Below are 18,253 nucleotides of genomic sequence, written 5' to 3'. Positions count from 1 at the left end.
CGTAGATCTCTACGTATTGCTCATCGGTCCCGGTGGTGATTTCAGCTTGCTACTGCGGTATTCGCAATCGGTATTCCAATATGTGGACACGACTGTAATAAAGCTTTTCTGCGGACATGGGAGTATTAGCGGACACGCGAGAAACCGTCTGACGTGCGCCGACCCCGGGTCGTTCACAGACAGCACATTTTAATGAGGGAGGTGAGAAAGCATCACACATCGATGAAGCCTCGAAAGGCGCTTACAATCGCCTTCTTCGTCTTCCTTCTGGGCATTGGCTACCTGTCGATGCACTCCGCACCAGTGTTGAGCGACGATAACTATTCGTACCACGGCGAAACCGAATGGCGGACCGACTTCTCCGAGGCCGAGCAGCTAGCCAGCGAGCAGGACCGCCCCATCGTCATCTACTTCTGGACGACGTGGTGTACGTACTGCGAAGACTACAACCAGTACGTCTACTCTGACCCCGAGGTACAAGCTGAACTCGACGATTTCGTGAAGGTAGCGGTGAACCTCGACAGCGACCAGGGCGAATACGGCCGCCTCCAGCAGCGGTACAACGCCAACTACCCGCCACAGCACGTCATCATCACGCCCGAGGGTGAACAGCTTGTGAAGATCTCCGGATACGCCGACCGCGAGGCGTTCCTCAATTACCTCGCAAAGGCCGAGCGCGAGTACGACGCGGGTGACAACCAATGAACGTCGGGAATGTCCTGCTCGCCACTGCGTTCGCCGTTCTGCTGGGCGCAACCGGTATTCTTGCCCGCGCGTACCTCGCCGATGACGACCGGCACGTCGGGTACGTGACGATGCTCACGGGCACAGGCGCGGTAGCGCTGGCCGGCGCCCTAGCCCAGCTCACGTACCAGTTCGTGGTGACGGACTACTCGAACGCGTATGTGTGGAACAACACCGCCGACTACCTCCCGCTGCTGTACCGCGTGACCGGCGTGTACGCCGGTAACGAGGGGTCGATCTTGCTGTGGGCGGCGCTCACTGCGCTGGTCGCGTTCACCGCCGGGGTCATCCGCGGGTTCCCGGACCGCCACTCGAAGCTCGTCCACGCTATCACGTTCGGGATCGTCACGTACTTCGTCGGGATGCTACTGCTCCAGAGCCCGTTCGCGTCCATTCGGACGGAGTTCGCGAACGCGCCACCAGGGTACATTCCGACGAGTGGCGAGGGGCTCAACCCTCTGCTGGTCGACCCGTACATGGCCATCCACCCACCCGTGATGTTTGTCTCCTACGCGCTGCTCACGATGCCGTTCGCCATCGGCGCCGCGCACTTCGTCTCTCTATTCCGGGGTGACGGAAGCGTGTTTGCGGCCTGGCGCGGGAGCGTCACGCGCTGGCTGCGCGTCAGCTGGCTGTTCCTTACGGTCGCCGTGGCGCTCGGCGGCCTCTGGTCGTACACCGTACTCGGCTGGGGTGGTATCTGGGCGTGGGACCCGGTGGAGACAGCTATTCTCGTGCCGTGGTTGTTCCTCACTGCCACTGTCCACGCCGTCGTCCGGTACCGGCCGAACGACGAGTACCGGATTCTCGCGCCCGCGATGACTGCGACGGTATTCTCGCTCGCAATTTACACCACCTCCATCGTCCGCAGCGGGACATTCCGGAGTGTTCACTCTTTCGCCGACGGCGGTATCGGCATCTCATTCATCGTCCTGATGGTGTTGACTAGCGTCTTGGGCGTCGTCGTCCCGCTCGCGTACTGGTTCCTCCAGGACGGCGAAGCGACCGGCTCAGACGGCGCGTGGCTCACGCGGGACAATCTCCTGCACGCCGCCGTCCTGCTGTTCGGTCTGCTGACGTTCGTCTCCCTCTGGGGGCTGTCGTTCCCCGTCCTCCGGGCCGCGGTTACCGGCGTCGAAGTGTCCGTGGAGTCTCACTACTTCAACCTTTGGAGCTACCCGTTGGTCGGCATCGCGCTGCTGTTATTGGGTTTCTACATGGACTTCGACGTTGAGGGGCGCCGCCGCAGCCTCACCGGGTTAGCCGTCTTCGGCACAGCGGCCGTGGCCGCTGCGTTCGTCGCACCCTCAGAGACCTGGCAGCTTTCCCCTTCGCCGCCGACTCAATCCCCTATATACGGCGTCCTCGGGAGTATCAGCGTGCTCTCGATTCTCCCCCCGGCCGCGTACGCCATTCTCGGCGTCACGAAGCGCGCGCTCGCCCGAATCCCGGCGACCGCCGACCGGGGCGCGATGTTCAAGGAGACAGGAATCACTGCCATCCATGTCGGTGCCGTGCTACTCGTGCTGTCGCTTCCGTTTATGTATATGTTCGCGGGCCAGGCGTCAGCGATGGCGACCGGCATCGCGTCGGAGTCCGTCGACACCTCCTATCAGGACGTTGCCGGCACCGACTACTCGGTCCGCGTGCTTGACTACACCAGCAACGAGTTCCCCCAGAACCCCAAGCCTGAGTCATACGCGCTCTCGGCCGACCAAGTGGCTGCTCGTGGACCGTCACTAAACGGAACGGTACAGGCGGTGTACGGCACCGTCACTGACATCAGAAGGGGGCCACAGGCGACGGTTATCCAACTTGATAACTCTCGGACGTGGGTGGGCGTCATCCAACGCAACGAGACCACGGGCAATCTCTCCGTCCAGACCGGCCAAGGCCTCGTCGCACGCGGCCGGCTGATGTGGAACTTCGTGCCGAACGCCGACGCAACGGTGCTCGCGAGCCCGCAGACCATCGGCTCACCAGCAAACCCCCCCGAAGGTGTGGTCCCGACGCGCGTACAAGTTGACGGCGTCTCGCTTGCCGTTTACGAGGACGGGAAACTTGTCACTTCCGGGGTCGCCGGTCAGCGCGAGTACCCCCAGCAAGGTAACATGCAGGTCAGGGATGTTCTCATCGACCGGGGACTCGTGACCGACACCTACGTCATCGCGGGCGTCAGCGACGGCACTGCCTCGATGACCGTCAAGCAGGTGCCGTTAATGTCCCTGCTGCGGCTCAGCATCGTGTTGCTCGTCGCGGGGATGTCCACCGTGCTCGTGTTTGACCCCGAGCACGGTATTCAGACGCTAACTGCTTCGACTGCTTCGAGTACCGATGTCGAACCGGAGACAACAGACTAACATGAACCATAAGCACGCTCTTGCCGCAGTCGTTGTTTTCACCGCTTGCATCATTGCCCTCCCAAGTATCGCTGCAGCGACTACCTCAGTTTCAGGCACCGTCACCGTTGCGGACGGCTCAGCCGATGGCGCTCGCGTGACCGTCGCACCCGTCGACGAAAACCTGCGCAGTACGGGGAACTCCGTGCGGACGACCGTCGATGGAACCACCTTCTCCGTTGACGCGCCCGACTCGCCCGCGTACGTCGTCCGCGTCGTCCACGACGGCGCCGCCCACTACGAGGTGCTGCGGAACGACTCCACGGCGACCATCGACCTCGAGGCCGCCATCTCCGGCCAGGTAGTCGACGAGGCTGGCGAGCCGCGACCAAACACCACTGTCAGCCTCATCGACGAGGCCGGCTTCTCGGTCGACCGCACCCAGGCGGCCAAAAACGGAACGTTTGCGTTCGCTCCCCTGGAGTCAAACGAGACGTACCGCCTCGCCGTCGCCGTCGACGGCGTCCAGTATCGCGAGACAGTCTCCACTGTGGACGGCGGCACCCAGAATGTGACCGTGTCGACGCCGCCGCCCGTCGACGAACCCAGCGTGCTGTCGGTGATGGGCGGCGACCCCGTCAGCCACGTCGTCCGCGTGCTTGCACCACAGAACCGCTCGGGTCTCACGGGCGTGGTGGAAACGCTTACCCTCCAGAACGGCGCTGACCGGCCGTTCGCCGGTACGGTCGTCGTCGGGGTGCCGTCGGACGGCCAGCCGTACTCCGCGATGGCGGCCGGTGAAGAGACCAACTATCGGCGCGTCGACGGCGGAGTCGCTGTGGACGTGTCAGTCCCCGCGAACGGCAGCACACAGGTCGGCGTCGCCTACGATATTGCCGACCGAACGTTCGAGAAGCAACTCCGTCGTGACGCGGAGAGCTTCGCGGTGTCGTTCCAGGGATACGACATCGACGAGGTTGACCACTCCGAGAACCTCCGCGTTGGTGACTCGCCCGTCCCGGTTCTCACGTCAGACGGCCCAGTGAGCGCGAACGAGACTGTCAGGGTCGATGTCTCGGACGCGCGCTCCGCTACGGCCGGCGGTAACGGAAGTGCTGGTGGAGCCAATATGGCCGAGACAGGGTCATCGGAGAGCAACTCGATCCCTGAGTTCCCGACGATTCCCGTCTTCGGCAGTCTCACCGTGATGGTCGGCGGCGGCCTCGTCGCCTACCGCGTGCTGTAATCAGCGCCACCCTTCGCTCATTCTCATTCCTCGACGGCGTACTCGAAGGTCACAAGTCCGCCAAGGAATAGAATGCCTGCGTACGAACCCAATACACGAAGCCACGTGCCCGTCGGTGCGCCGGTCGTGAGCGCAGCTGTGAGTTCGACGCCCGCGAGCAACACCGGCACGACCAGCGGCACGAGTAGCACGGGCAACACGAGTTCGCCCAGCGACGACCGAAACGTCAACGTCGATACGACAACGCCGACCGCTGAGAAGCCGAATGCGGCCAGCGCGAGCACGCCGGCGAGCGCCGGCATCACCGAGAGCGCAAGTTCATACCCGAGGAATACGCCTGTCGCGGCGAGGGTGACGAGGTCTACGGCGAGCACGAACGCGGTCGTGCTGAGGACCTTCCCGACGTACACCGCCGATCGATCGACAGGCGCCAGCAGTAGGCCGTCAAGGGCGGCGTGCTGGGCCTCGACGTCGGCCGCTTCAGTCACTCCTAGGGTGCCGGCGAACACGAACGCAACCCAGAGCGCGCTCCGCCCGACGACCTGAGGGTCGGTGAACGTCTTCACGAATCCGAACGCGAACGCCAGTACGACCAGTAACGCGAACACGGCGGCCGTGGTCGTCACCTGCTTTGTCCGCACCTCTAGGTGGAGATCCTTGCGCATTACGAGGTAGACGGCGGTAAGGTAGCTCGTCATTGCTGGTCGGTGGCGGTGGAGCGGTTGTCCGTCGACTGGCCGTCAAGCCCGATAGCACGTCGGTAGGTAGCTTCGAACTCGTCCGGCGACGTGGACGCGGTCTGGATGTCGGCCTGGACGCGGCCACGGTCAAGGACGAGCGCTCGCGAGCACCGCTGCAGTCCCAGGTTGAGATTATGGGTAGATATGAGGATGGTCCTGTCGTCGATGCCATCGAGAATGTGGCCGAGGTCGGTAACACCGCGCTGGTCGAGCCCCGAGTACGGTTCGTCGAGCAACAGTACGTCGGGGTCGTGGAGCAACGCGCGCGCCAGGGACAGGCGCTTCCGGAGGCCATGCGAGAATGTCGCAGGCCGCTGGCTTCCCCGGTCGGCGAGACCCACGTTGTTGAGGACCGTTTTGACTCGGGCGTCGACGCCGTCAACGCCGTGTAGGCGGGCGTGAAATTGGAGGTTCTCACGCGCGGTCAGGTCGTCGTACAGCATCGCGTCGTGCGTCACGACGCCAACACCACTGGTGGCGTCCGGGTCGCCGAGCGACCGCTCCACACCCCCGAAGCGGACCGACCCGGCCGTCGGCCGCACGAGCCCAGCGAGCATTCGAATGGTTGTTGACTTCCCCGCGCCGTTCGGCCCGAAGAACCCGATTGTCTCGCCGTCCGCAACCGAGAATGAGACACCGTCAACGGCGTGGAACTGGCCGTAGCGCTTCGTTAAGTTGTTGGCGCTTATCGCCGGCGGACCGGCGCTCTTACCGTCGGTAGCGGGCTCATCGGCGGTCATCAGACGTCGTCGGGTCGCTCCTCGCCCTCGTGGGCACGCACCGAGAGCTGCTGGGCGGTCAGAGAGCCATCCGCGTACCGACCCTTCGCGACGACGATCCGCCCCTCCTGCATCGTGTCGGGGAGCGTCCCTTTGTAGGTGACGGGGACAGAGTGGTTCCCGTCAGCTACGGCGAACGTGGTGCGTTCGCCGCTGGTGTCCAGATTTTGGACGGTACCCTCAAGGTTTACCCAGTTGCCCTCGTAATTGTCGTCTTCGGAAAGCACTGTCGGCGTTACAAACTCAGTGGACGCGCTCATCGTCGTCGCCCCTAGAACGCCTAGGAGTACAAGGATGCCGACCCCGGCGACCAGTAGCTTGTTCTTCCGTCGCACTGCCGGATGATGTTTGGGGATGCGTATTACTGTACCGGCTTTACACTCCATTCCGACGAGAGCCGTCAACCCGCCCGGGTCGCTGTTACGAGTTGGACGCGGCAGACAGTCGTCTCCGTAGACTTATCACTGACGTGCTCGTACCATCTGTCACTTAATGTCATGGACGCTCCGGGTGTCGGGCTTTGTCGCGCTCACCGTGCAAGCGCTGTGGGGACTGCTCCAGACGTTCGCGCTGTCACCCGCCGGCCCCACGATGCCGCCGATGGCGGTCACCGCACACGCCCAATTTGGGATGCTGTCTATTCTCGCCGTCGTCACCGGGTTTGGTATTAAGCACACAACTCTTTCGGGGCGCACCCGCTCGGTCGCCGTCTGGTCATTCATTATTGGGCAGTGGCTTCTCCCCGCGTCGATGCTGATGCGGTCGGTCGAACCCATGTTGTTAGCGACCGCCTACCTCTGGGGGACATCCCTGGTCGTCTCCTTGGCGCTCGTTGCCTGGGGGACCATTAACGCCCGCCCGGACTAGGCGAGCGTGGATGAAGTCACGAGGCAGGGCTCTATTGAACTCCGAGTTTGGTGGTAAGTGGCGTGAACAATTGGTGGTGCAAGTCTGCCGTTGTTGCCGTCAGCTTTCGACTTGTTTCGAAAGGAGGCCGGTACGCTCTGAGCGTTGGAGAACGAAACAAGGGCGGTAATTCATTCTTCGAACACTTCTCCAATCGCGCAGGCTCCGGTTCTCGGACGTGGACTGCACCTCGTAGCGACCACCTTTCGAGAAGACTGAGACGTCCATCGCTTCAGCGACGGCACGCCTTGTGCGCTGCTCGGGTTCGTCCCGCGACTGTGCGTTCTCGTAGACGACTAGTCGGTCGCAAACGTCGCCCGTTGGACCTCCATCCGGCGCGACGGCTTCCGGCCCGAGGTAGTGGACCTCCGCTCGCTACGTGTCAAAACGCAACTCCACACTTCCGCAGGCGCAGAAAACTTAACCAACACATAATCCCTCAAACGTAGCTGTGTTGGTTAACTCTAGAATATACCATCAAGCGATACAGAAACCGGCCCTACGATAGTCGCTGTAAAAAAAAGCAAAACAGCGAATAACTGTCTACGGTACGGTCGAAGCAGTCGGGAGCTTGATTTTGAGAGTCGTATCCTCAGGAGCGACGTGTAGTTCACCATCGGATTTCGTCACTGTCCATTCGAGACACCAGAGCGCCAGCCCCTCCGCGTGATTGAGCGGGGTCTCTTCGCCTGCGTTGACAGCTTGAACATCTAATTCGGGGAGTCCGTCGGCATCGTCATCGATTCGAAGAACAACCTTCTCCTCATCTGTTCCAGCGTCAGTAACGGTAACCGTAACATCCACGTGAACTTCCCCTTCATTGTGCGTCGCAATCTGGTGGACAACATCTGCGACTGCGGTCGGGCACGTCGGTGTCGCTTGGACAGCTACGTCGTTTGTCTCATCGTGGAATTCGACATCTGCGCATGGGGTGTCGGCATCGACTCTTGCTAACTTCGAGGCGATATTGTCCAAATCAAGGGGTTCTGGTTCGGTGTTCTCTTCGGCGAGCAGCTGCTTGATCCGCTGTGTTCGAGACGAAATCGTACTGAGTTCCCACGCAGCATTCTGCACAGCCTCTAAATCTGCTTGGGCAGCCTCATTGTCGATGCGGGACGCAGCCAATTCAGCTCGTCCAGTAATGATGTTCACCTCGTTTCGAACGTTGTGACGGAGGATACGATTCAGAACGTTCACCATCTTGGATCGCTCTTCGAGACTCGCATTCGATGCTTCAAGCTCTGTCTGGGTTTCGCGGATCTCATTGATCCGCAACTGCAGAGCATCCCGTGTCGATGCTATCGTCCGGTTGAGATCACCGAACTCGTCCGCCCGGTCGGTATCGAACTCCACGTCGTACTGACCATCTTCGATCTGCTCTGCCCGGTCGGTTAGCTGGGAGAGCGCGCCGGTCACATCCCGGCCGAGAACGCCGACGACACCCACAAGCGCAAGCAGGGTGAGCGCTGCGATTCCGCCGATCCATCGAAGCGCCTGCTGGGTAATGACGTACGCCTCACTGGCTGGCGCGTGCTCGATGACAACCCAGTCGGTGTTCGGAACCGCAGCATACGCAGCGACATACTCTCCCTCTGTCTCAGGGCGAGTTTCGTAAGCTGGTGACTCCGTGAATCCAGAGTCCCCTCGCAGGCCACTGCTGACTGCCGGTGCACGACGATTTTCATCGCTGTATTGAGTGAGCGTCGCCGCTGCATCATCACTGAACACGACCGTCCCGTTGGAATTGACCACACGCGTAAAACCACCGTCAACGGGGTGTTCGAAGCGGTCGAAGATAGTCGCGGTGTCCACTTCGACGACAAGCAACTGCTCCGGGGTCCGGCGAATTGGGGAAATAAATCCGATAACCGTCTCGTTTTGTACTGCGTAGGGGTCGGTCACTTGCACGTCGTCGAAATCCTGGAAGGCAAACCGTTCAGTCCAGCCAAGGTCTTCGATAGGTTGCGACTCCATGTCTTCATCAGAACTGACCGCAACAGTCTGGTTCCGCCGATCGATTACGTATGCCCGAACGATTTCGGTATCTGATCTGTCCCCTTGCTGTGCCTGTAAATACTCCCGAACCTCGGTGCGGTCGCCATCCTCGAAGACGGGATGTTCGGAGAGCAGCTGAGTGACGAGTCGGTTCTTGCCACACCATTCCCGCAATTCGTCCGCTTCGGTCTCGGCAGCCGCGGTCATCGACTGTTCGACGTTCTCCTCCAGCAATCCCCCCACCTGTACATATAGGCCGACTGTGCCGATACTGATGATCAGGAAGACAACGAGGAGCGCAGTAGTAAGTTTCCGCCGGAACGACGACCGCACAACATCGACGACCGTTCCCAGAACTGGGAGGGATGACAGGGATCTACGCATCGTCGAGTACCTCAGTCTCTAAAAACTGTGTTGCGACCGTGAACGGATGATCTCCATCGAGGAGGACCCGGCTGTTGAGGCCTCGCATTGTCGACTTATCGAGTGCTGAAACCACAGGGGAGAGCCTCTCGAAAATCTCCGGATGTTCGTTTATGAGCGGTGCATACGCTGTTGGGGTCGGTTGGTAGGGAAGAAAGTAGTCACGGTCGTCCTCGAGGACTGTAACCGACGACCGGTTGAGCTGCGGGTCCGTCGCAAATCCACTTGCAATCTGCACGCGATCCTGTTCGAGTAGTTCGTACGTCAACCCGATCGACGTTACGATGAATGGCTCACCGTTCGCAGTCTCGATTTCATAATATGAAGCGAGTCCACGCCACCCATCCTGCCGGTGAAAGAATTCCTCGTTGACGGCAACACCCGGCGAATCACCGCCGTTTCGGATATGGGCTGCCAAGTCGCTGATGGTCGTTACGTCGGCCCGTTCTGCCCATCGAGCGTCGGCAGCGATGACGTACTCGTTCGAGAACGGTGCTGGGTCAGCCAACTGGAGCCGCTGGGAATCAGCGTCCGCTTGGACTCGCTCAAAGAGTGACTCTGGGTCGGTAATCCGTCTTTCGTGGCGAGGTGGGAGCTGCAGCCACGCCGTACCCGTGTACTCCCAGTACAGGTGTTGATCCCCCGCTGCTGTTGCCTCCCAGTTCGATAGCGAGTTTCCTGCCCCAATTTCATCGACGGCACGAATCCAATCGATCCTCCGTAGCCGTTCGTAGGCGAGGTAGCCGAGAATCTTCTGCTCAGTGAACGGCTTCGACCCGATTCGAACGGTTACTGACTCTGTGTCGGGTTGCTGGTTGCTGGCGCAGCCACCCAGGAGTGCGGCAGCACCCACGCCGCCGACGCGACCGGCCCGCCCGAGATACTGCCGGCGTGTGAGTGCCATATAAAAATATCTGTACCGGCGAATGACATTATAATTATGGGGGAGTACTTATTCACCTTCTGAAACGAATGTGAAACGCCGACTAATCCTGTGTAGATGCCGTAATGGCGATACTACTGGTCATATGTTGGAGGGGAGATATCCTATTGATGGCTCATTGAGTCAATTAACACTGCGATGGCTAATGACAGTATTACCGGTATATATGACAGCTGTTAATTCTATAACCGCCGTGCTCGTCACTTAGCCCCGCGCTAATGGCGAGAATTGCGGTTACCGGACCGTCATACCTGCACGAGTACGTTGCCGAAGAGGATACTGAATTACGGGTTCAGCTAATGTGATTCATCAGTAGCCTACTCCGTAGTATGAGGACACGCAAATCCAGAGTCGATCCCCACCAGTTCATCGCGCACCTGCTTCATTTCCGGTATCGAGAAGTGACGATGACGCTCGCGACGCTCGCGGTTTTCACGAGCGCGATCGTCTTTTTCCCGGGATGGGGGAACGTTATGAAAGGTATTCAGTCGGATGTTTCGACCGAGTTATTCCTGCTATTTGCTGTCGTCGCTATCGTCGCAGGTGTCGTGAAAGGGATGATCGGATTCGGATATGCACTCATTACGACGCCTATCTTCGCCTCTGTTATTGACCCGACGCTCGCGGTGGTCGTTCTCGCAATCCCGCCCTGGATGATCAATATGTTCCAGATTGGCGAGACCAAGACTGGAATCTCATTTGTCCGTCAAGAATGGATCCTCGTCTTACTGGCGATTGCGGGATCAATCACTGGCGTCTACGTCCTTGCACAGTACACCGCTGGACCGATTGTGCCGTTCCTCATCGGCGTAATCATCTTCGCATACGTCGTTTTCCAAGTCGTTCAGAACTTTGTGACAATCGAAGAAGCACACCACCCAGTCGCACTCAGTACTGCTGGCTTTCTTGAGGGGTTCCTGCTCGCAGCATCCAACCTCGGCCCACTACTCCCGGCGTATTTCCATACGTTCGAGCGTGACACCGAGCGCTATATCGGCGGGCTCTCCATGGTTTTGGGAATTATCTTCACGGTCCGCATTCTTCAGATGGCTCTTTTCACAGATCTCATGACTACGTACCGGCTCTGGCTCGGGTCCGTGATTGCGGTCATCACGATTGTGGGGCTTCTCCTCGGAACCTATCTGCGGCGGCTCGAAGTCGACGAGCAGAAATTCAACTGGTTCGTCATCACCCTGCTGTTCGTCATCTCGCTCAACATCTTCCGGAATACGATTCCGAAACTATTCTAGCGCGTTAGGGTTTGATATACGCATATCCCTCGTTCTGGAGGCGCGTTAACTCGCCAACGCCAGACGACACGAGTTCGACGCCTTCGATGAGATCGTCTTCTGAGATATCGGTGCCTTCGATCGTATTGCTGCACTGCTTGACTGTCACGCCACGGTCGAACAAATCCATGATTTGCTCGCGCTGCTGTGACATCGATTTCAGGAGTTCCAACCGCTGCTATTTGCAATAAGCACGACAGCTTCGGCATCGATGGTTTCGCCGTTCTAGAGATTTGCAATATTCCCGACGGCACGGGCGTGAAGTTCCGACTCGTCGTTCGAGTGATGAAACGACCGCTCTCATTTGCGTCGCTGTTCCCGGAGATCCTCTGCTCGGAGTTCGCCTTTCGCATGCCATGTCCGCGGCCGACACCCGATGATAATGGCGGTAAGGTAGAAGAGTCCAACAGTAACAAGAATAACGACACCCGAAATCATGCCGATTGCTGCACTCTCCACCCACGGTTCGGGAGAGAATGCGGTAATACGGACAAGCCACGCAGCAAGCAGCACCCCAAATAGTGGCAGGTACACGCGTCGGAGGCGGTGAGCGATTGCCTCTTCGGCGCTGATTTTGATGGTCGGCGTACGATAATCTTCGCTGAGCTTTGCTCGCCAGTCTGGATCAACGACGCCGGCTGAAGGGTCGAGTCCGTACGCCCAGACGTTCTCCTGGAGAATCCGAACCCGAGTACGCCAGATTTCGTACCCACGATAGCGACGCGCCTCGATCACAAGGAAGACCGAGAGCGTCGCCACGCCGATGAGGAGGATGTAATGTGGGTTGTTCGGACTTGAAAACGCCCATGTGATGATTGCGGCCATGACGATGACCGCCCAGTTTGTTGTCCGGTCGAGGCGCTCGCGCCAGAGCTTCATCCGATGGATTTCGCCGCGATACAGGTGCGCCATCGCGGAACTGGGCCCCATCTCCTCGTCTAGTAACCCTTCCCCGATATTCCGATACTCGGGGTCAGTTGGGTCGACATCCTCAGAGGCGGGACCCGTCATGGATAGCACGTAGAAGTGAGCATATTACTGTTCGGCTGTCGTGCGATTAGGCGTCTGAGAGTTCGCTGAGGACACGTTCGAATCGCTCCCGAACCTCCGCTGCAACCGAGTCCAGTTCAGGGTTATCAACCACGGAAAGCATAACCTCCGGGTCGACTGCGCTCACGCCGATTTCGCCCTCGTCCGTCTCATACACGACGACGTTACAGGGCAGAAGCGTCCCTAACTGGAGTTCTTCTTCGAGGGCCTGCTGCGCAAGCGGGGGATTGCAGGCGCCAAGAATTCGATACTGGCGGAAGTCTTCGTCTAGTTTCTTCTTGAGCGTCTGTTGGACGTCGATATCACAGAGAACCCCGAACCCCTCCTCTGACAGTGCATTCGTCGTCCGTTCGACGACGTTATCGAATTTACCGTCGACACGCTTGTCCAGAGTATAGGACATACTACTCAATTTAGCTACCTCGCTATTAGGTATTGTGTCCGGGGTTCACCAGAGACGGACCGTACTCGGGGCGGTGACTCACCCGGAAGCTGGCCAAAAACGAGTTCCAGCCACGTTCACCAACAGTTAAGCCGGATTTGCATTAGATGAGAAGCTGGATGTCAGCGTCAGCCATATCCTGAATCGCGGTGGCGGCGCCGACACCGGTCGTTACACCGTCGTAGAAGTCGTCCTCGTCGTAGTCCATGAGATCGATGGTCATCTGGCAGGCCTGGAACTTCACGCCCATGTCGAGAGACGTGTCAATGAGTTCCTCGATGGTGGCCGTATCGTTGTCGTCGATCTTCTTCTCCATCATCCTCGTCGTCACACGGTCCATCCCAGGAAGCGCAGCGACGGCATTCGGGACCGGCATGTTCGGGTTGCCGACCGAACTCAACTGTAGGTCCTTGGAGCGCTCTTCGTGGAGGATGTCGAGTCCCCAGAACGTGTGGAAGACTGTGACCTCGTAGCCGAACGCGGCTGCCGTACTCGCGAGGATGAGCGGCGGGTATGCCATGTCCAGCGTACCCTTCGTCGCGATAATCGACATCTTCGGGTCACTATCGTCCTCCGTCGCCGCGGCGAGTTCAGTCTCCAACTCGTCGATGCGGGCGGCGAGTTCCGCACGGGAGGGTACGTCCTCACCTTGTGGTTGTGACGTATTCGTACTCATCGTTAGAACGTGAACACCTGATCGGCGTTCTCGACTTCATCGAGGAACGTAGCCGCACCCGCGAACTTGGTCGTGACAGTCTCATCAATAGCGTCCTGGTCCCATTCGAGCATGTCGAGGGTCGTCGTGCACGCGACTGTCGTGACGAGATCGCCACCATCAGCCACCAGCGCGTCGAGGAGGTCGTACGGGTTTGGCATCCCCTCTTCGAGTAGCGGCTCGATCTCCGAGAGGTCGTTCTCACCTTCGAGGAGATGGGTGAGTCCATCGAAGGTGAAGTAGACGAGAACCTCGGTGTCGGAGGCGAGCGCCGTGTGGCCGAGGTTCATCGCCATCGCGAGGCTCTTCGGGCTGTCGTTGTCGACGATGATTCCGATTTTCTCCATTGGTTTACTCCGTCTTGCGCACGTAGTGCGTGTACACGTCGTCGCCCTCCTGCTGGTCGACGAGTTCGACGCCGTCGGTCGTGTCCGCCCAGCCGCCGAGATCGCTCATGCTCCCCGGGTCGGTCGCGAGGACCTCGAGGATCTCGCCTTCGGCGAGCTGGTCGATGTTTTGCTTCGTCTTGACAACGGGCATCGGACAGTTTTCGCCTTTCACGTCGAGAGTTTCAGTGGCTTCGTACTGTGTCATGGTAGTGACTTCACTCCCCAATATTGGGTGGAGTTAGAAAAGGATATCGATAGTAATTTCCTTAGTCCACAACACACTACCTTCTGTCCAAGTATAACCCGCCTCAGTAGCCCTAATAGTGGTTTTTGACCAATAGAGTGTTGTACTATAGTTGAACTACTATACAAAGCCTTATTTGCGAGCAGTAGATAGAGAGGACTGACGATGACCGACGCGGCAAATCCCGAATCGGACGAAACGGTCGCATCAACCACGCCTGCAGAGCTGAAGCAACGCATCGATAGCGGCGAGAACGTGTTCATCCTCGACGCACGCTCCGAAAGCGACTTCGAGGAATGGCACATCGACGGCGAGAACGTCGACGTCGTCAACTACCCATACTTCGAGCTGCTCGACGAGATCCCGGAGGACCTCCACGAACAGCTCCCCGACGACCGCCGGATCACCGCGCTCTGTGCGAAGGGCGGGTCGAGCGAACTCGTCGCGGACAACCTCGAGGACGCCGGCTACGACGTCGACCACCTCGAACGCGGCATGAAGGGCTGGGCGCGCATCTACGAGTACCAGGAACTCGACGTGGACGTCGACGCCACGGTCGCCCAGTACCGCCGTCCCTCCAGCGGCTGTCTCGCCTACCTCGTCGCCTCGGACGGCGAAGCGGCGGTTGTCGACCCGCTCCGTGCATTCACCGACGAGTACGAACAGGACGCGCGAGCCCTAGGCGCAGACATCGTGTACGCGCTCGACACGCACATCCACGCCGACCACATCTCGGGCGTCCGCGACCTCGCCACGGAGACGGACGCAACGGCCGTCCTCCCCGCGGCCGCCGCCGAGCGCGGTGTCGACTACGACCTGGCCTACGAGACAGTCACCGACGGCGACACACTCTCCGTCGGCGACGTCGAAATCGAGACCATCGCCACGCCCGGCCACACGACCGGGATGACCGCGTACAAGGTCGGCGACGTACTGTTCACGGGGGACGGCCTGTTCACCGAGAGCGTCGCGCGCCCCGACCTCGAAGACCCCGAGGCGGCCAAGGACGCGGCCCGCACGCTCTACGAGAGCCTCCAGGAACAGATCCTTCCCCTCCCTGACGACACGGTGGTCGCACCGGCACACTTCAGCGACGCGGCGACGCCGAACGACGACGGCACCTACACCGCGGAACTCGGCGACCTGGTCGAGCGGATGGATGCGCTCACCATGGACGAAGACGAGTTCGTCGAGTTCATCGTTTCGGACATGCCGCCGCAGCCGGCGAACTACGAGGACATCATCGCGACGAACCTCGGCCAGCAGTCTCCCGACGACGAGGAGGCCTTCGAGCTGGAGCTCGGCCCGAACAACTGCGCCGCGAGCGAAGAGGCGATGACGAACTAACGATGGAGCCACTTCTCGCACCGCTCGTGCTCGAGACGCCCTTCCCCCGCGGGATACTGCCGTACCTCGTCGGCGGCCTCCTCGTCGGCCTCGGCGCGGCAGTCATCTACCTCGCGACGGGCATCATCGCGGGCGCGAGCACGTTCCTCGAATCCACGCTGTCGTACGTCTCCGACGTCGAGCGGTTCAACCGCTTCAAGTATATCCAGTCGCGCGGCTGGCGGGTCGTGTTCACACTCGGTATCGTCAGTGGCGCAGCTCTCTGGGGGCTCGTCCTCGCGCCCGATCCAACGATCTGGACGACTGACGTCCAGTGGTGGCGGCTGCTCGGCGGCGGCGTCCTCGTCGGCATCGGCACCCGCCTCGGAAAGGGCTGTACGTCTGGCCACGGCGTCTGTGGCGTCGGCTCCCTCTCGAACACGTCGCTCGTGAACGTCGCGACATTCATGGCATTCGCCATTGGAACCGCGCAACTCGTCCAAGCACTGGGGGTGACACCATGAGCGACGAGACGCGAAGCCCATGGTTCCTTCCCGTCATCTACGTCGGGGGGCTGATATTCGGCCTCGGCCTCGCCGTCAGCGGCATGGCGCGTCCCGAGGTCGTGCTGGACTTCCTCCAGTTCGACGACTTCGGACTCGTCTTCGTGATGGGCGGGGCCGCCGTCGTCACCGGCATCACGTTCGCCGTCGCAACGCGCTACCTCGATCGTGCGCCGCTCACAGCGAGCGAGTACACGCGCCGCGTGAAGGAGTTCGACCGCAACGTCGTCGTCGGGGGCGTGATCTTCGGCGTCGGCTGGGGGCTCTCAGGAATCTGTCCTGGCGCCGCCTACGCGAGCTTCGGCGTCGGGAACTATCCGATCCTCTGGGCCATCGGCGGGATGTTCCTCGGCGCGTACGCACAGGGATACGTCCGCTCGCTGACGGGCAGCGAGGAGGGAACCTAATCATGCCATCACAGCTCACAGACACCACCGTCCGGCAACAGTATTGTACGGTAACTGGGTTTAGAAACAAGACTATGGGGGTCGTGTAAGATGTTCGGACTCGAGAATTTGAGTGGGCCCGCGCAGGCTGTCGCCACCGTTGGGGTCGTCCTCGCGGAAGCCTTCATGCTGTACCTGGCGTACGGCCTGCTTAGTAACACGGTCGGCGCGACCGTCATCGACGCCCTCGGAGGTGACTAACCGTGGCGATCCTCGGTCTGAGCCTTACGATGGTCGCGGTGTTCGTCGGGTTCGGCCTGCTCATCGGGACCCTGTTCGGGTTCTTCGGTATGGGCGGGTCGTTCCTCGTCACACCTGCACTACTCGTGATGGGCTATCCATCGACAGTCGCCGTCGGAAGCGGGCTCGCGTTCGTCTTCGGGACGAGCGTCATCGGCGCGCTCCGCCACCGCGACCACGGCCAGGTCGACTACAAGCTCGCAGCGATCATGACCGTCGCGATGACCATCGGCATCGAGGGCGGGAAGAGCGTCGTGTTCTTCCTCGAAGCCACCGGAATGGCCGACCTCATCATCAACGTCGCCTACGTCGGCCTGCTCGCCGCTGTGGGGCTGCTCACGCTCCGGGACGCGTGGTCCGACGACGACGATACCGAGACGAGTAGCGACCTCGCGGACCGCGTCCAATCGATTCACATCCCGCCGATGGTGACGTTACGCGGCGGCGTCCGCGTCTCGGGGACGATTATCTTCGCCGTGGGGCTCGTCATCGGCGTCCTCTCGGGCTTCCTCGGCGTCGGCGGCGGGTTCCTCCTCATGCCGGCGATGATGTACGGGCTCGGGGTTCCTGCTGCAATCGCCGTAGGAACTGACATCCTCCAGATCACGATCTCGGGCGCGTTCGGTGCGTTCACCTATGCCCAGTCGGGCTCGGTCGCGCTGCCCGTCGTCGCGTTCCTGCTCGTCGGGAGCGCGCTCGGGGCTCGCGTCGGGGCGGGTGCGACAAACCTCGTCGACGAGGACGAGATCAAGGGCTACTTCGCGGCGATGCTGCTCGCGGGGAGTCTCGCCGTCGCGTCGAACAAACTCGGGACGGTCTACGGGATCGACCTGCTCAACACGCTGAGCACGGTGCTCATCTTCGGTGCGGCGCTGCTTGTCAGTGGCGCCGTCGTCCTCGCCGCCGTTTGCCGGCTCCGGAACGACCGGACCGGGACGTGGTGCCGGCTCACCACGTCGTAGGTCGGTACAGTATTGTGCCGACTATGCAAATACTTTTGAGGCTCTAACACCTACACTCCGTTAGTAATGGCTGAATCAATGAGTGAGATGCTCCGGCGGGACATGCAGTGTGAGGGACTGCTGGAGTGTTTCCACGACCTCAAGACGATCGACAAGGACATCTTCCAGCTGCTTCAGGACCGCCAGGAACCACTCACCGTCGACGAAATCGCAGAACAGGTCGACCGTGAACGGTCGACTGCGTACCGCAGCGTCCAGCGGCTGCTCCAGGCGGGCTTCATCCAGAAGGAACAGGTGAACTACGAGCAGGGTGGCTACTACCACGTCTACCATCCGCGTGACGCCGACGAGATCACCAACGAGATGCAGCGGACGCTCAACGACTGGTACGCGAAAATGGGCCAGCTCATCAGCGAGTTCGAAGAGAAGTACGAAAACGAATCGCAACCCGCAGCACCCGCTGAGAGTTAAC

General features: G+C 60.3%; 22 protein-coding genes and 1 pseudogene. 11 read left to right on the top strand and 12 right to left on the bottom strand.

The window, feature by feature from the left end; genetic code table 11:
* Positions 1-222 precede the first annotated feature (222 nt).
* The 3 genes from LT974_RS16785 to LT974_RS16775 all read left to right on the top strand — a co-directional run bounded on the left by LT974_RS16785 (position 223) and on the right by LT974_RS16775 (position 4,329).
* Positions 223-705 (top strand): thioredoxin family protein, encoded by a 483-nt coding sequence (locus LT974_RS16785; protein ID WP_230892589.1) that lies wholly within the window; start codon positions 223-225, stop codon positions 703-705.
* The gene (gene ccsA / locus LT974_RS16780) at positions 702-3,104 is read left to right on the top strand and encodes a cytochrome c biogenesis protein CcsA (RefSeq protein ID WP_230892590.1); all 2,403 of its coding nucleotides are present in this window, start codon (positions 702-704) and stop codon (positions 3,102-3,104) included. Before LT974_RS16785 ends, ccsA begins: the two co-directional genes overlap by 4 nt.
* Before the next feature lie 136 nt (positions 3,105-3,240).
* Positions 3,241-4,329, top strand: a complete 1,089-nt coding sequence (locus LT974_RS16775; protein ID WP_230892591.1) for a carboxypeptidase-like regulatory domain-containing protein — start codon at positions 3,241-3,243, stop codon at positions 4,327-4,329.
* Between the two features lie 23 nt (positions 4,330-4,352).
* Here LT974_RS16775 and LT974_RS16770 read toward each other — a convergent pair whose 3' ends face one another.
* The 3 genes from LT974_RS16770 to LT974_RS16760 are packed head-to-tail and all read right to left on the bottom strand — an operon-like array spanning position 4,353 to position 6,183.
* Entirely contained in the window at positions 4,353-5,027 is a 675-nt protein-coding gene (locus LT974_RS16770) for a heme exporter protein CcmB (protein WP_230892592.1), read from the bottom strand.
* The gene (locus tag LT974_RS16765) at positions 5,024-5,809 is read right to left on the bottom strand and encodes an ABC transporter ATP-binding protein (protein WP_230892593.1); all 786 of its coding nucleotides are present in this window, start codon (positions 5,807-5,809) and stop codon (positions 5,024-5,026) included. Before LT974_RS16765 ends, LT974_RS16770 begins: the two co-directional genes overlap by 4 nt.
* Positions 5,809-6,183, bottom strand: coding sequence for a cytochrome c maturation protein CcmE domain-containing protein (locus LT974_RS16760; RefSeq protein WP_230892594.1), 375 nt, complete (start codon positions 6,181-6,183; stop codon positions 5,809-5,811). The genes LT974_RS16765 and LT974_RS16760 overlap by 1 nt, the downstream gene beginning before the upstream one ends.
* 157 nt (positions 6,184-6,340) lie before the next feature.
* Here LT974_RS16760 and LT974_RS16755 point away from each other — a divergent pair, with 157 nt between their 5' ends.
* On the top strand, positions 6,341-6,715 hold the full coding sequence (locus LT974_RS16755; protein WP_230892595.1) for a hypothetical protein: 375 nt from the start codon (positions 6,341-6,343) through the stop codon (positions 6,713-6,715).
* 204 nt (positions 6,716-6,919) lie between these two features.
* Here LT974_RS16755 and LT974_RS16750 read toward each other — a convergent pair.
* From LT974_RS16750 to LT974_RS16740, 3 genes and pseudogenes are all read right to left on the bottom strand, one after another.
* Positions 6,920-7,129: pseudogene (locus LT974_RS16750) on the bottom strand (hypothetical protein); the annotation flags it as partial.
* Between the two features lie 168 nt (positions 7,130-7,297).
* Positions 7,298-9,133, bottom strand: a complete 1,836-nt coding sequence (locus LT974_RS16745) for a methyl-accepting chemotaxis protein (protein ID WP_232590378.1) — start codon at positions 9,131-9,133, stop codon at positions 7,298-7,300.
* A complete protein-coding gene (locus LT974_RS16740) occupies positions 9,126-10,076 on the bottom strand; it encodes an ABC transporter substrate-binding protein (RefSeq protein ID WP_232590377.1) in 951 nt (316 codons plus the stop codon). Before LT974_RS16740 ends, LT974_RS16745 begins: the two co-directional genes overlap by 8 nt.
* A gap of 368 nt (positions 10,077-10,444) precedes the next feature.
* On the opposite strand from LT974_RS16740, the gene LT974_RS16735 reads away from it, so the two are divergent.
* Entirely contained in the window at positions 10,445-11,365 is a 921-nt protein-coding gene (locus tag LT974_RS16735; protein ID WP_230892598.1) for a sulfite exporter TauE/SafE family protein, read from the top strand.
* Between the two features lie 4 nt (positions 11,366-11,369).
* On the opposite strand, the gene LT974_RS17840 is transcribed toward LT974_RS16735, so the two are convergent.
* The 6 genes from LT974_RS17840 to LT974_RS16705 all read right to left on the bottom strand — a co-directional run bounded on the left by LT974_RS17840 (position 11,370) and on the right by LT974_RS16705 (position 14,205).
* Complete coding sequence (locus tag LT974_RS17840; protein WP_157575707.1) at positions 11,370-11,558, bottom strand: DsrE family protein; 189 nt, start codon at positions 11,556-11,558, stop codon at positions 11,370-11,372.
* A 146-nt stretch (positions 11,559-11,704) separates the two neighbouring features.
* The gene (locus LT974_RS16725) at positions 11,705-12,415 is read right to left on the bottom strand and encodes a DUF2270 domain-containing protein (protein WP_058984913.1); all 711 of its coding nucleotides are present in this window, start codon (positions 12,413-12,415) and stop codon (positions 11,705-11,707) included.
* A 46-nt stretch (positions 12,416-12,461) separates the two neighbouring features.
* The gene (locus tag LT974_RS16720; protein WP_232590376.1) at positions 12,462-12,857 is read right to left on the bottom strand and encodes a DUF302 domain-containing protein; all 396 of its coding nucleotides are present in this window, start codon (positions 12,855-12,857) and stop codon (positions 12,462-12,464) included.
* 142 nt (positions 12,858-12,999) lie between these two features.
* Positions 13,000-13,572, bottom strand: a complete 573-nt coding sequence (locus tag LT974_RS16715; RefSeq protein WP_232590375.1) for a DsrE/DsrF/DrsH-like family protein — start codon at positions 13,570-13,572, stop codon at positions 13,000-13,002.
* 2 nt (positions 13,573-13,574) lie between these two features.
* Positions 13,575-13,958: a DsrE family protein gene (locus LT974_RS16710; protein WP_058984916.1), complete on the bottom strand. Its 384-nt coding sequence runs from the start codon at positions 13,956-13,958 to the stop codon at positions 13,575-13,577.
* A gap of 4 nt (positions 13,959-13,962) precedes the next feature.
* Positions 13,963-14,205, bottom strand: a complete 243-nt coding sequence (locus LT974_RS16705) for a sulfurtransferase TusA family protein (protein ID WP_058984917.1) — start codon at positions 14,203-14,205, stop codon at positions 13,963-13,965.
* Positions 14,206-14,409: 204 nt separating this feature from the next.
* On the opposite strand from LT974_RS16705, the gene LT974_RS16700 reads away from it, so the two are divergent.
* The 6 genes from LT974_RS16700 (at position 14,410) to LT974_RS16675 (ending at position 18,252) form a co-directional block, all read left to right on the top strand.
* Positions 14,410-15,591, top strand: coding sequence for an MBL fold metallo-hydrolase (locus LT974_RS16700; protein ID WP_232590374.1), 1,182 nt, complete (start codon positions 14,410-14,412; stop codon positions 15,589-15,591).
* 2 nt (positions 15,592-15,593) lie between these two features.
* Positions 15,594-16,094: a YeeE/YedE family protein gene (locus tag LT974_RS16695; RefSeq protein ID WP_058984919.1), complete on the top strand. Its 501-nt coding sequence runs from the start codon at positions 15,594-15,596 to the stop codon at positions 16,092-16,094.
* Entirely contained in the window at positions 16,091-16,540 is a 450-nt protein-coding gene (locus tag LT974_RS16690) for a DUF6691 family protein (RefSeq protein ID WP_232590373.1), read from the top strand. The genes LT974_RS16695 and LT974_RS16690 overlap by 4 nt, the downstream gene beginning before the upstream one ends.
* A 90-nt stretch (positions 16,541-16,630) precedes the next feature.
* Complete coding sequence (locus LT974_RS16685) at positions 16,631-16,780, top strand: DUF7512 family protein (protein WP_232590372.1); 150 nt, start codon at positions 16,631-16,633, stop codon at positions 16,778-16,780.
* Between the two features lie 29 nt (positions 16,781-16,809).
* Complete coding sequence (locus LT974_RS16680; RefSeq protein WP_197407824.1) at positions 16,810-17,781, top strand: sulfite exporter TauE/SafE family protein; 972 nt, start codon at positions 16,810-16,812, stop codon at positions 17,779-17,781.
* A 66-nt stretch (positions 17,782-17,847) separates the two neighbouring features.
* A complete protein-coding gene (locus tag LT974_RS16675) occupies positions 17,848-18,252 on the top strand; it encodes a helix-turn-helix domain-containing protein (RefSeq protein ID WP_058984921.1) in 405 nt (134 codons plus the stop codon).
* Position 18,253 lies beyond the last annotated feature (1 nt).

Source organism: Halobacterium noricense (genome assembly GCF_021233435.1).
Taxonomy (GTDB): domain Archaea; phylum Halobacteriota; class Halobacteria; order Halobacteriales; family Halobacteriaceae; genus Halobacterium; species Halobacterium noricense.
This window is presented reverse-complemented; position numbering and strand designations above follow the sequence as displayed.